General features: G+C 64.3%; 14 protein-coding genes. 8 read left to right on the top strand and 6 right to left on the bottom strand.

The genetic code is table 11. The annotated features are described in order from the left end of the window. Positions 1-17: 17 nt before the first annotated feature. Entirely contained in the window at positions 18-359 is a 342-nt protein-coding gene (locus ACQP2U_RS36285) for a hypothetical protein (protein WP_433711668.1), read from the top strand. A 138-nt stretch (positions 360-497) separates the two neighbouring features. Then, positions 498-659 carry a hypothetical protein gene (locus ACQP2U_RS36280; protein WP_433711666.1) on the top strand — a complete coding sequence of 54 codons (162 nt, stop codon included), beginning with the start codon at positions 498-500 and terminating at the stop codon, positions 657-659. Between the two features lie 14 nt (positions 660-673). On the opposite strand, the gene ACQP2U_RS36275 is transcribed toward ACQP2U_RS36280, so the two are convergent. Next, positions 674-1387: a DsbA family oxidoreductase gene (locus ACQP2U_RS36275; RefSeq protein WP_433711665.1), complete on the bottom strand. Its 714-nt coding sequence runs from the start codon at positions 1385-1387 to the stop codon at positions 674-676. A gap of 268 nt (positions 1388-1655) precedes the next feature. Between ACQP2U_RS36275 and ACQP2U_RS36270 the strand changes: the two genes are divergently transcribed. Further along, the gene (locus tag ACQP2U_RS36270) at positions 1656-2279 is read left to right on the top strand and encodes a hypothetical protein (RefSeq protein ID WP_433711664.1); all 624 of its coding nucleotides are present in this window, start codon (positions 1656-1658) and stop codon (positions 2277-2279) included. A gap of 9 nt (positions 2280-2288) precedes the next feature. Here ACQP2U_RS36270 and ACQP2U_RS36265 read toward each other — a convergent pair whose 3' ends face one another. Next, a complete protein-coding gene (locus tag ACQP2U_RS36265; RefSeq protein WP_433711663.1) occupies positions 2289-3224 on the bottom strand; it encodes an alpha/beta hydrolase in 936 nt (311 codons plus the stop codon). A 46-nt stretch (positions 3225-3270) separates the two neighbouring features. On the opposite strand from ACQP2U_RS36265, the gene ACQP2U_RS36260 reads away from it, so the two are divergent. Further along, positions 3271-3651 carry a MerR family transcriptional regulator gene (locus ACQP2U_RS36260; RefSeq protein WP_433711662.1) on the top strand — a complete coding sequence of 127 codons (381 nt, stop codon included), beginning with the start codon at positions 3271-3273 and terminating at the stop codon, positions 3649-3651. Positions 3652-3803: 152 nt separating this feature from the next. Here ACQP2U_RS36260 and ACQP2U_RS36255 read toward each other — a convergent pair whose 3' ends face one another. Continuing rightward, complete coding sequence (locus ACQP2U_RS36255; RefSeq protein ID WP_433711660.1) at positions 3804-4136, bottom strand: hypothetical protein; 333 nt, start codon at positions 4134-4136, stop codon at positions 3804-3806. 401 nt (positions 4137-4537) lie between these two features. Between ACQP2U_RS36255 and ACQP2U_RS36250 the strand changes: the two genes are divergently transcribed. From ACQP2U_RS36250 to ACQP2U_RS36240, 3 genes are read left to right on the top strand one after another with little or no spacing between them, the layout of a single operon-like run. Beyond that, on the top strand, positions 4538-5587 hold the full coding sequence (locus ACQP2U_RS36250) for a helix-turn-helix domain-containing protein (protein ID WP_433711659.1): 1050 nt from the start codon (positions 4538-4540) through the stop codon (positions 5585-5587). After that, entirely contained in the window at positions 5584-7032 is a 1449-nt protein-coding gene (locus ACQP2U_RS36245; protein WP_433711658.1) for a pyridoxal phosphate-dependent aminotransferase, read from the top strand. The genes ACQP2U_RS36250 and ACQP2U_RS36245 overlap by 4 nt, the downstream gene beginning before the upstream one ends. Continuing rightward, positions 7029-7958, top strand: a complete 930-nt coding sequence (locus ACQP2U_RS36240) for a hypothetical protein (protein WP_433711657.1) — start codon at positions 7029-7031, stop codon at positions 7956-7958. Before ACQP2U_RS36245 ends, ACQP2U_RS36240 begins: the two co-directional genes overlap by 4 nt. Before the next feature lie 56 nt (positions 7959-8014). Here ACQP2U_RS36240 and ACQP2U_RS36235 read toward each other — a convergent pair whose 3' ends face one another. The 3 genes from ACQP2U_RS36235 to ACQP2U_RS36225 all read right to left on the bottom strand — a co-directional run bounded on the left by ACQP2U_RS36235 (position 8015) and on the right by ACQP2U_RS36225 (position 11293). Next, positions 8015-9169 carry a permease gene (locus ACQP2U_RS36235; RefSeq protein WP_433711655.1) on the bottom strand — a complete coding sequence of 385 codons (1155 nt, stop codon included), beginning with the start codon at positions 9167-9169 and terminating at the stop codon, positions 8015-8017. A gap of 32 nt (positions 9170-9201) precedes the next feature. Next, entirely contained in the window at positions 9202-10326 is a 1125-nt protein-coding gene (locus ACQP2U_RS36230) for a metallophosphoesterase (protein ID WP_433711654.1), read from the bottom strand. 118 nt (positions 10327-10444) lie between these two features. After that, on the bottom strand, positions 10445-11293 hold the full coding sequence (locus tag ACQP2U_RS36225; RefSeq protein WP_433711653.1) for an esterase/lipase family protein: 849 nt from the start codon (positions 11291-11293) through the stop codon (positions 10445-10447). 271 nt (positions 11294-11564) lie between these two features. On the opposite strand from ACQP2U_RS36225, the gene ACQP2U_RS36220 reads away from it, so the two are divergent. Beyond that, positions 11565-12761: a lipase family protein gene (locus ACQP2U_RS36220; protein ID WP_433711652.1), complete on the top strand. Its 1197-nt coding sequence runs from the start codon at positions 11565-11567 to the stop codon at positions 12759-12761. Positions 12762-12833 lie beyond the last annotated feature (72 nt).

The raw sequence follows: 12833 nt of genomic DNA, 5'->3' as shown, positions 1-12833 counted from the left end.
CACCTACACTGGCCCGCATGTCTGTGCCACGGATGCTCGCATTGTCCGCGTTTGCCCTGCTAACGCCGCTTGCCGGGGCGGCTTGTTCGTCCGAAGGGGCCGGATACAAGTCCGAGTGCCAGGTCAGTGGCTGCACGGTCACCTTCACGCGTGGGGTGAATGCCAAGGCGAGTGTGCTGGGGATCGAGGCAGAACTCGTTGCGGTGAAAGGTAATACGGTCACGTTGAAGGTGGGCGGTCAGCAGGTCGATATTCCGGTCGGGCAGACCCAACCCGCCAATGGGCTCAGCGCCACGGTGCAGGAGGTCACCGATGACAAGGTCGTGGTTCGGCTCACCACGGGTGTCAACGGAAATTGATCCCCAGCCGCCGGTGACGGTGTCGCCGATGGCTTGGTCGAGGACGGAAAGGCCGAGGGCCGAGAGCCGAACCACGTCCTCTGGCGGACGTGCTTCTTCGGAAATTCGAGGCAAAACCGATAAGGCTATCGTCGAACTATGGGCGTTATGGGTGAACTGTTTCCTGGGCAGAAGCTGACCGATGAGGGCAGTGCGGACAGCGACGGTCAGGTGCACCGTCCGCGCGTAGAGATCGATCTCGAGGCCGGTGTAGCGCGGCTCGGTCCTACTGCCGAATCGACCGCGGAAGAAGCCGAATAGAACTGTCCCGCAAGTTAATTGCCTGCGGGCAACGCACATCCGTCGGGCCCGCAGACCGCGCCCCCGCCGATGGTTCGAATGACCGGTTCCCGATCGGCCCATGCCTGGTCCAGGGCTTGGGCGAAGACTTCGGGAGGTTGGGCGCCGGAGACGCCGTATTTGCGGTCGAAGACGAAGAAAGGCACACCTCCGGCGCCGAGTTGGGCGGCTTCCTGTTCGTCGGCACGGACGGCTTCGGCGTAGGCATTCGAGTCGTCGAGCACGGTGCGGGCGGCTGATTCGTCGAGTCCGGCGGTAACGGCGAGGCGTACCAGGCGCTCGTTATCGGCGAACAGGGACTGCTCTTCGGCGAAATTCGCGCGGTAGAGGGCATCGAGGAGGGCGTCCTGTTTGCCTTCGGCGAGTGCGAAGTGCAGCAGACGGTGCATATCGAAGGAGTTGCCGTAGTCGCGGCCCTCGGTCAGGTACGGCAGGCCGATCGCGGCGGCTTGTGCGCCGATGCCGCGTTCATTGGCGGACGCCTGCGCCTCGCTGATGCCGTACTTGTGCGCGATCTTGGTGATCACCGGACCGGATTCGTCGGCGGGCAGGGTCGGATCCAATTCGAACGAGCGGTGCACCACCTCGACGTCGGCGCGGTGCGGGAAGTCCGTCAGTGCCTGTTCGAACCGCTTCTTGCCCAGATAGCAGAAGGGGCAGTTGATATCGGTCCAGATCTCGACCCGCACGGTCGTCCTCGCTCTCGTTCGAATCCCCGCGATGGGGAACAGTTCTGTTATCGGATCTGTTCCCGCGCGTATGGTTCCCACTGGAGGTGAGTTCGCGTGTTCTTCGCCACTTTAAGCTGAGTCCATGGAGCAGCCGAACTCCTCCCGAGCCATCACATCTCGACACGGGACCGCTCCGACGAGGGCGAGACCGACACAAGGCCGCGCCGCGGAGCTGGCGGAGCTCCGGGCGCGGCTGGGACCGCTCCGATCTTATTGGGGCTACATAGTGGCCGCGGTCGGTAGTACGGCCACCCTCATCCTGCTGTTCCAATCGTGGATTACCGCACAGGGGCCCGACGGCAAGGTCGCCGCCAATGCCTTCGGTCGCCTCGAAATAACCACGAACTATCTCAACGTCTGGTCGCAAACCAAGCCCAAGACCCCGCCGGTCACCGGCCTCTGGGCCATTCTCGCCAGCGCCGCCATCATCATCGCGCTCTGCGCCATCGTGCTGAACATCCGTCTTCGCACCGAATTCCTTGCCCGCCTGACGACCTTTTCGCTGGCGTGTGCCGCACTTTTCGTCGTCTTCTGCCTGATCTATCTCAATGGCAAAGGCGCCGAACTCAAGGCGATGACCGGTCGCACCTATGACCTGGGCGGCCATATCGGACAGATATTGAACTGGGCCACCGGTAGAGGCAAACTCGTCGTCCCGGGCACCGGTACCTCCAACTACACATCCGCCGGCCTCACCCACTGGGGATTTCTCGCCGTGGTGACCTCGCTCGGGTCGACCATGGCCGCCGTCGCCCAATGGCTGCTGGTGCGTCGCGCGTCCGACAATCCGCTCCGCCTGTCCTGGCGGATGCCCATTGTCGTTTCCCGAGCATCCACGAACGACACCTGAGGCAATTGGCTACCGAGCGAATGCCTTCCGCAGCGCCGTCGCCGCATCGAGTCGGGCCCGTTTGCTGTCGTCGAAGGGATGCCGCACGAATTCGTGGATCATCCCCCGATAGCGGGCGACCGTAACCGGAACCCCTGCCTCCTCGAGTCGCTGACCGTACGCTTCGCCCTCGTCGCGCAGTGCGTCGTATTCGGCCGTGACAATCAGTGCAGGAGCTAGCCCGGCCAGGTCAGGGGCAAGCAGTGGGGACACCCGCGGGTCGAGCTTCTCCTCCGCATTGTTCAGGTAGCCGTCCATGAACCAGTGCTGGGCGTCGCGGCTGATATTGCCGTACTTGCCCGCGAACTCCGTGATGCTGAAATTCGTTCTGCGGAAATCGAGATCGGGATAGATCAGCAGCTGGAAAATCAGCGCCGGACCATCGTTATCGCGTGCCATGTGCGCGACAACCGCCGCCAGATTGCCGCCCGCACTGTCGCCGCCGACGGCAATGCGAGTGCCGTCGACACCGATGCTCGCCGCATGGTCGGCGACCCACTGTGTCGCGCTGTAGCAGGCCCCGGGTGCTGCCGGAAACTTGTGTTCCGGAGCCAAGGGATAGTCGACCGAGACCACGACGCATTCCGCACCGTTGGCCAGACTGCGACACAGTCCGTCATGGGTGTCCAGATCGCCGAGCATGAAGCCGCCGCCGTGGAAAAACACCAATGCGGGGAACGGGCCTTCGCCATCCGGGGTGTAAATCCGGAGCCCGCCTATGCCCGGGACCGTGCGGTTCTCGACATTCGCAACGGGTTCCGGTTCGCCGAGTAGGGCGATCTGTCGCCGCCATCCCTCGCGGGCCTGGGTCGGTGTGAAGGTGTGCACCGAGCCGAAATCGGCGCGGGCCAGACGGTCCAGATACGCCTGAACTTGCGGGTGCAGCTCTTCCTTTGTTTCGCTCATTGGCCTATCGTCTGACTTGAAGCATGCTTCAAGTCAAGGAGTGCTGATGCTCGATATCGCGGAAGTGGCCGCGCGGTCCGGATTGGCGCCGTCGGCGCTGCGGTACTACGAGAAGCGCGGGCTCATCGAATCCGACGGGCGCAACGGTTTGCGGCGCACTTACCGGCCCGAGGTCATCGACCGTCTGGCGCTCGTATCCTGTGCTCGCGCAGCGGGTTTCACCCTCGCGCAGATCGCGCGATTCCTCGTGGCCACGCCAGCAGATACCGAACTGCGCCGCCATATGGCGGACAAGGCCCGGCAGTTGGACGAGGACATCGCCCGACTCACTCGCATGCGCGACAGCCTCCGTCATGCCGCCATCTGTACCCACCAACCGCTGGTCGAGTGCCCCGACTTCAAGCAGACATTCGGTTCGGTGCGGTAGCGAGCAGGGGGCGCAACCCGAAATTCGCTGACAGGTGGGCGCCCTCGAGCGATTTCGCCATTTGTGAAACGGGGTCCGGCGAGTTCGACTCGCCGGACCCGGTTTCGGCGCAACGTCAGGTGGCGCCGACCCCTCCGCGCCGCCAACTGCCGTTACGCGGCCGGTGTGGTCGGTACCGCGATGCGGCAGTCGGCGCCGGCTTGCCGCCGGTCGCGTTCGACTATGCGGGCGTGCAGCAGCACGACCGCCTTGGCCAATTCGAGGCCGAGGTCGGCGGCCCGGATGGCGGCGATTTCCATGGCGAGCACGTAGTCTTCCGGATCCGGATCGCTCAGGGTCTCGTCGAGCACCATGCCGGTCATGGCCTGCTCCCGGGTCAGCATTCGGCCGGGCAGCCAGCTCAGAACCCAGCCGCAGCCGGTGTAGCGGGCTGTTTCAGGGGTGATGTCGCTGGTGATCAACCAGTCGGTCCGCCTCAGTGTCATGACCCCTCCCTTGGTCGATCGAAATCATCTGTCCTGGAAAGCGATCGCCGGACCAGATGTGACGCTGACAACAATGCTATGGATCGCCACTTCTGGATGTCAACTAAGCATAGAAGCTATCGAATGATATTTATTAGTCAATATTGCCTAGTTTCAGGCAGATTCGGACCGGTGTATCCCTAATATGCCCCGAGCGAGCAGCTTTGAGTGGCACAATGCGCAACCGCGTACCTTGGTATCGGAGCCGCTTCGCGCAATATCCGCCCGTCCGTGCGCATTCCAGCGATCGACCAGAAACCTCTCAATATTGCCATCGCTGTTTTGCGACGTAACGTGGCTATGATGTCGTCGGATGACACATCGTGAGCATTGAAGAATCCGAGCGCAAAAATGGAGGCGCAATGGCTGGCTCAGGGCCGGACGGTGAGCAGGTCGGGGATCTGGTCCGTCGGCTCCGCACGGAACGCGGGTTCACCCAGGCCGCCCTCGCGGCCAAAACAGGTTGTTCGCGCAGCCTGATCCAGCAGATCGAGAACGGGACTCGGGTGCCACCGCTACCGCTGCGCGAACGGCTCAGCCTGGCGCTCGGCCAGGAATTGCCCACCACCGACGGTGTCGCCGACGATCTCGTCGGCGGCGCGTATCACGATTTGCGCATGCGCTTCAATGTGCTGCTCGGCAAGGACCCTGAACTCGTCGAGCGGGCGCTCGGCATCGCGGGCAGTCTGATCGATGCGACCTCCGCGCGGGAGGAGATCGAACCGCTGCGCATGATCGCGGATCGGCAGTTGGAGCGTGCCGAGGAAATCCTGGCGCAGATCCCCTCGCGCAGCGCGACCGTCTGGGAATGGAATACCGTCAGCGACTGGTTGATCATCCTCGAGCAGGCCAAGGCGTCCGTGCGTGCGATCCACACCGCCGACCTCGGGACCATCGGCGGCGATGTCGGCGATGACTATCACGCCGCGATCCTGCGCCTGGCCGATACGACCCATCCACCCCGAATCGATGTGAGACGCATGTATGTCCTCGACACGATCGAGGATGTGTGGCCCTATGACGACAAATTGTGGAAGCAGGCGCGTTCCGGTGTGGAGAGCGTGCTGGTCAAGCGCGAGCACGCGCGCAATGCGCAGAGCATGCTCATCGTCGACGAAAAGTACGTCGCTGTCGGTGAATACGATTATTCCCGGCAGGCGCGTGTGGCGACCCGGTTCTCGGCCTTGAAGCACGATGTCGCATTCGCGGTGCGCCGGTTCGAGCGCCTCTATGAGCTCAGGATCGCCGGTTCGGGCATTGTCGTCAACGATATCGTCGCGTCACCGGCGCTGGCCGGTTACGAACGTCTCACCGAAGGTGATTGCCGCGTGCTGTTCCGTGCGGCGTTGGAACAGAGTTGGCGCGAGATGACCGCGCCGGGAGAGCCGTCTTTCGAAAGTGAGGTGTCGTGACTCGGCACGCTGACCACGATCGGCTGCCTTGGCGGACACCGGCACCCAGCCTGGCCGCCCGCACCAATCGCTCCGAGGAGCGCAAGCGGGAAGTGCGTCGGCATCTGGGTGCGCGACCGCAGTTTCCGGGGACGGGCGATCGGACGTATTCGGACGTGCTGGACGCATACCACGGCGAGACCGGGCTGCCGCTGGCCGACAGTGCCGTAGCCGCCCTGGATCTGGCTTGGCGCGAACTGATGTATACCCAGCCACCGGACGAATACGCCGACGGCACGCTGTATCACAAGCGGCAGCCGCTCGTCTTGCGAGAGTTGGCAGCGCACAAGCTGTTCGGACGATTGGCGCGGCCGATCGACGGGGTGCCTGGAGTGTGGGTGTCGGCGGAGGAGGTCATTGTCTGCCCGTACTCGAGCACCATGCTGCTGGAGGAGGCGGTCGCGACACTGGCCCGCCCCGGTGGTGTGATCGTGTACCCGGAAGGCCTGTACAAGAGTTCGGGCATTCACGTCGAGAAGTACGGCCTGCGGATGCAGGCGTGCCCGGTCGCGCCGGACGATTCTTTCAAGATCGACCCGGACCTGCTGGCATCCTGCTTGGACTACTTCGCCGAACGTGACGAACTGTGCGGGGTGCTGCTCACCCTGCCCGGGAATCCGGTATTCACCGACTATTCGGCCGAGGAGTTGCTGGCGATCGGCCGGGTGCTGGTTGCCAGTGGGGTACCGGTCATCTGCGATATGGCCTTCGATTGCATGGTGGAGCAGCACATTCCGATCGCCGCGGTGGCGGTCGAGTCCGACGACGGCGTGCGTCGGTTGTACGACCAAGTGCTCACCATTACCGGAAACTCCAAGGGCTACAACGCCTTCGGGCCGTGCAAATTGGGCGCGGCCTGCTCGGGCGACGCCGAATGGCTGGCCAGGATTCGCCAGCGGCTGACCATTTCCTTCCAGCGTGAGTCGACGCATCTGGCGCGGGCGGTTGTCGAGCACACACCCGAGAGTTATTTCGCGCAGAACCGCGTACGGATGCTCGACCAGTTGGATCGCGCGCACCGCCACATCGACGCGATAAATACTCGGCTGGGTGCGAAAGTTATTCGGCCGCTGGGCAGTCGGCATGGCATGTTTCTCACCGTGGTCTTCGACGAGGCGGTGCTCGGCAAGGCCGGCGTCGAAACCAGCGCGGAGATAGAGGATTTGCTGCTCGCCGGTGCCGGAATCGATAGTGTCGCGCTGGATCGGACCGGATCCGAGCGGCTCGGTGTCCGATTCAATGTGCTCGCGCCGCGCAAGGCGCCTGGGCGCGAGTCGGCGGATCTGGTCGACGAATTGTTCGACCGGCTCGAACAGCTTTTGTCCGCGATCCGGAATGGGCTTACCTACCCCAAGGTGCTGGCCGAGCGCGGTCTGCTCATTATCGAACATGCTGTGGGGCAATGATTGTCGGAGTCCTGCGGGAGACCGCAGCTGAGGAGCGGCGCGTCGCGCTGATACCGGAGGATGTGCGCGGACTCGCGGGCGTGCGGGTCATCGTGGAGCGCGATGCCGGCCGGTCCATCGGGTTCGACGACGCGGACTATGTTGCGGCTGGGGCTCAGTTGGGCGATCGCGCGAAGATTTTCGCGCGCTGCGATGTTGTGGTTTGGGTGAAACCTCCGGCCTACCAATTGGATTCGGTACGTCCCGGTATGACTCTCATCGGGTTCCAGGACCCGCTGCACCGCCGGGACGTAATTGCGGCATTGCGCGCACGCGGTATCGAATCCGTCGGCTATGAAACCGTTCCGCACTCGCGTCCCGATATCGATGCGCTCTCCGCGATGAGCCGGATAGCGGGCGAGATCGCCTATGAGCAAGCGCGCCAACTCCGATCGACCGAGGGACCCGTGCGCTCTTTGATCCTCGGCTGCGGACAGGCCGGACTCGCCGCGATCGCCGCGGCGGCCGCCCACGGCGACGAGCCGACCGCAATGGGCAACCGCAAGGAACAGGAATCCGCGGCAATCCTGCGCGGTGCGAAGGCATTCCTACCTGATCCTGCTGGGCTGCTCGCTCATCTCGCCGCCGAATCGCCCGCCCTCATTGTCTGCGCCGCCGTGCACCGCGGTTCCCGCGGCCCGATACTGCTGGACGCTCCCGCGTTGGACTCGCTCCGCCCTGGGACGGTGATCATCGACCTCGTCGCCAAATCCGGCGGCAATTGCGTCGCCACGGTCCCGGATCGCACCATAACTCTGCCCAACGGCGTGATCGTGACGCATCGGTCGAACTACCCGACCCTGCGTCCGGTGGAAGCCAGTCATGCCTACAGCGCGGCCACGGCAGCCCTGCTCAAAAGCCGGATTGCCTCGAGCGCCGAACCATGATGGGTGCGTGCCTCCCTCATGGATATGGCCGCCCAACTCGAACAGGCCTGGCGTCGCTACCTCATGTGATCGTGTTCGGTGTCGGGGGAGCCGCCCATCATGCGCAGCATCGGGATTCCGCCGGTGCGCACGAAGATCGTCCCCAAGACCGCGGCGAGGGTGAGGAAGGCGATATTGAGCCAGGTGGTGTAGTTCCAGCGGATGCCGTCCGCCATCACCATGGCGTCGCGCTCGGTGGGGATGAGATTCGCTGTGCCGAAGAGGATTTCGACTAGGTATCCGGCGCCGACCATGGCGGTGTAGAAGGTGCCCAGCAGGATCAGGGCCATGCGGGTGCCGTAGTACTTGCGGTAGATATTGAGGATCGGCAGGATCAGCAGATCGGCGTAGATGAAGGCGATGACGCCGCCGAAGCTGATGCCACCGTTCCACAGCACCGCCGCCAGCGGCACATTGCCGATCGAGCAGACGAACGACAGGATCGCCACCAGTGGCCCGATGATCGGTCCCCAAATGGCCGACCACAGTGGATGATCGGTGAGGAAGAAGTTCTGCCAGAACCTCTCCGGCACCCATGCCCCTATCGCGCCCGCGATGAGCAGTCCGATGACGAGGTCGCGCAGAATCGCGGCCCATTCCATCACGAATACGTGCGAGACTGCTGTCAGCCCTGGCCGCGAGAGCAGCCTTCGTATGAAGGAGCCTTCGGCGGCGACCGTCATATCCATGGCGGCATGGCCTTCCATTGATCCGGCGAGACCGCGGTCGGCTTGGCGACGCGCCTCCTCGACGATCCTGGACCGCACGAACAATCGGAAGAGCACCGCGAACAGCACGATCATGATCGGCCCACCGACGAATTCGGCCGCGGTGAACTGCCAGCCCAGCAGCAGCGCCAGGATGACGCCGAGTTCGATGACGAGATTGGTGGATCCGATTTCGAACGCCATCGCGGCGGTGAAATTCGCACCCTTGCGCAACAGTGAACGTGCCAGCGCCACGGCCGCATACGAGCACGACGAAGAGGCCGCGCCGAGTCCGGCGGCAATGGCGAGGGTGCGCGGCCGATCGTCGCCCATCAGGCGCGAAATGGTCGACTTGCGCACCGCTGCCTGCACGACGGCAGACAGCGCGAAGCCGAGAATGAGAGCCCAGAGGATCTCCCAGGTCATCGACCCGGCCAAGGCTAGCGCGTGCCCGATAGCGTTCATTGCGAAGCTATACCCGTACCGGGCGACTTCATTCAGGCGCTGCGCAGGACCAGGACGGTGATTTCGCTGGGCGCGAAGACCCGGAATTGGGGACCCCAGAACCCGGTGCCACGGCTGGTGTAGAGCTGGGTGTGCTCGCCGTGGCGGCTCAGACCGGCGACTACGGGTTGTTCGAGGCGGACCAGGTAGTGGAAGGGCCAGATCTGGCCGCCGTGGGTGTGGCCGGAGATCTGCAGGGCGACCCCCGCCGCCGCGGCTTCGATAACTTGCCTGGGTTGATGGGCCAGCAGGATCACTGGTGCGTCCGGGTCCGCGCCAGCGAGAGCGGCGGGAAGGTCGGGCCCGTGACCGGGCACGCTGACGCCGGTCGGGTCGTCGATGCCCGCCAGTACCAGCCGATCGTCGCCGCGGGTGATCGTCTCGTGTTGGTTGTGCAGCGGCTGCCAGCCGATCGAGGTCATATGCTCGATCCAGCCGGGCGCGTCGCCGAAGTATTCGTGATTGCCGGTGATGTAGAACCGGCCGAGCGGAGCGTCGATCTTGCCGAGCGGATCGACCTGCGGATGCCGCTTCTCGACCGAACCGTCGGCGAGATCGCCTGCGTGGCAAGCGATATCGGGCTGCTGGGCGTTCACCACCTCGACGACCCGCTCCGACCAGCGCAACCGGTCCAGCGCGGCGTAGTGGGTATCGGTGATGACCACCATGCGCAGTCCGTCGAGCGCGGGACCGAGCCCGCGGATCGCGACATCGACAGTGCGAACCCGAGGCACCCGGCGCGCCTCGACGACACCCCATACCGACAGTGCGGCGGCGATCACGAATACCCCGGCGGCGACGATCCTGGACCGCACCGGATCGTCCATGCCGCCGACGGCCAATCCGAGTCCGACCACATTGCCGATCACCGACCAGCTGAAAACCACCCACATCAAGCCGAGCAACGTGTCGCCGACAATGGACGCGGCATCATGCTGCCTCGGCCCATGACCGAGAAACATCGATGCGGGCAGACATACGAAACCGGCCAGAAAAGCCGCCGAGCCGAGCCAGAACAGCGGCCCGTCGGTGGTGGCGCCGATCAAGGTCCACCAAGGCACCAGGAACAGCAGGGCGGGAATCGCCAGAAACAGGACGATACGCGGAACGTATTTCACCAGAGTTCATTTCTCGCGGGGGACGGTGCGGCGCACGGTCCCACCACCGGAGCACCATGGGCGCTGTCGACGATAACAGCGTTAACGCGACTGCGTCGGGGCCGGTAATCCGCGCAGGTCAGCCCTGGCAGGGGCGGCCGCCGTACGACGGATCCAGTGCTTTCTGCACGACGTAGCCGACGGTCGGCGATTGCGGCAGCGCACCGTGGTCGAACTCGTCGTCCGGGCACAGGTCCTGCACCCAGATATTGTCGACCGTCGCCCCGATTCCGGCGGTGAGAAAGGTGGCCTCGGGTGGAGTGACGACCCGATCGAGATGGCTGGCGATAACCGTGTACTTGACTCCCGGCTCGGTATCGCCTCCGGCATTGAGGCTGCGCAGGAATTCACTATCGATCAGTTGTTGTGACGCCGCCGTGCCCAGATATCTCGTGATCAGGCCGAGGATCGGCGTTTGTGCACTTCCGGTGGGCAGCAGAAAGCCGAGCCCTTCCGCGGTGGTTCCGTGATTGGTCGCCGCGATGGTGACCAGATGGTCCACCTTGTTGTCCGCCGGATCCCGCTGATTCGCGCCGCCCTCGAAGCGCATGAACTGCCGCACCAGCGGGCCGCCCTGGGAATGGGCGACGATATCCACCTGCGGTGCATCGGTGGCCGCCCGCACCTCATCGACGAATCTCGCGATTTCCCTGGCCGAATTGCGCATATCCGCGGTGCCGTAGACGCCGGGTTGCGCACCTCGGATGCTGGAGATCGCGCGCCCGTAACTCAGCGAGAACACGCAGTAGCCCTGCGCCTTCAGCTGTGGTGCGAGCACATCCCAGGAGTTCTGATTCCCCCAGGTGCCGTGCACGAGGACAACGGGTTGTGGATGCGCCGCCGACGGACGGCAGGTCCAATCATTGGCACCGGCCGGTGGGACGCTGCCGTCCGGATGGGCATCCTCGGCATGTGCCGGAGTGCGCATGCCGAACAGAGTGCCGATGAGTACTGCGGGCAAGATAATCGGTAGGAGAAGACGCGAACTTTTCGCAAACACCGCAACGCTCCTTCGCTCACAAACCGGGACCTGCAAACGAAACACGCCATCGGCTCGGTTAGCTGGGCCGAAACGGCTGACAATTGCCTGGTTAATACCATGACAGCGAACTCTTAGCAAATATGCTCGATCGGTTGGCGAGTCGCTGAAACACCGATGGCACGATGGTGTGTGTGTTCGCTCGAGAGGAACCCGATTCATGCGCAACACACCGCATTCGGTAAGCGCCCTGCTCGCCGCGGCGCTGCTGGTTTTCCCGGCCTGCGGGTCCGATAACGCACCGGTGGTCGCGCGCGGCGAGGTGGTCAGCAGTACGCCGGTCGCACAGCTGTCGGAGGAACAGGCTGCGACCTATCTGGCCGACGCGAATATCAGCACTGCCGTACGCAATGGCGTCGACGCTTATCGCGTCGTCTACCGAACCGTCACCCCGGATGGCGATCCGACAACGGCGAGCGGGCTTGTCGTCCTGCCGCGTACCGATTCTCGGCGACTACGTGTGGTCACCTACGAGCACGGCACGCTGGTGCTGAAGAGCGACGCGCCCTCGATGAACGACACGCGCCCTGATCGAGCCCGCACCATCATGTTCGCGGCGGCGGGCTACGCGGCCGTCGCGCCGGACTACCTCGGCCTCGGCGAAGGCCCGGGCGCACATCCCTACACCCATGCGCCCTCGGAGGTCAGCGCCTCGCTCGATCTGCTGCGCGCGGCCCGCACCATGGCCGCCGGACAGCGGCACGACCTGGACCCGGCTGTCCTCGTCACCGGCTTCTCCCAGGGCGGTCAGGCCGCGACGGCGCTGGGCAAAGCGCTACAGGCCGGTGACGCACCTGGCCTCGGACTCGCCGCGCTGGCACCGATCAGCGGCCCCTACGACGTTCAGCGCGTCGAGACACCCGGCGCCATCGAGGGTCGGGTCCTCCCGGCGGCCGCGGTCTTCTTTCTCGCCTACTGGATCACCGCGATGAACCGGATCTACCACCTCTACGACCGGCCCGCCGACGCCTTCCAGGAACCCATTGCCGATCGCATCGAACAACTCTTCGACGGACAACACAATGAGATCACTATCGGCACCGCCCTACCCGTGCGCCCCGAGCTTTTGCTGACGCCGAAGTTTCTTGCCCTGGCACAAGATCCGACCGGACCCGCGCGCGACGCGGTATCCGCCAGCGACGGCACCTGCGACTGGACTCCGCGCGTTCCGGTCCGCCTCTACGCCGCCACTGGCGATCGAAACGTGCTCTATGCGAACGCTCAACACTGTCAGCAAGCCATGCGCACCGACCGGGCCACCCTCACCGACCTCGGCGATATCGACCACTCCGCCACTGCCCGCGTCGCGCTCCCGCAAATTCTCGACTGGTTCCAACGCGAAATTCCGGCCACTTGACCGCCGAGCCGGTCCGATCCCATGGTCACAGCGGGTAGGGACAGGCTCACAGCGGACTGCCAGGAAACGCAA

This window comes from Nocardia sp. CA-084685 (assembly GCF_050955785.1).
Classification (GTDB): Bacteria; Actinomycetota; Actinomycetes; order Mycobacteriales; family Mycobacteriaceae; genus Nocardia.
Note: the sequence above shows the minus strand (reverse complement) of the source record. Positions and strands in the feature narration are given on the sequence as shown.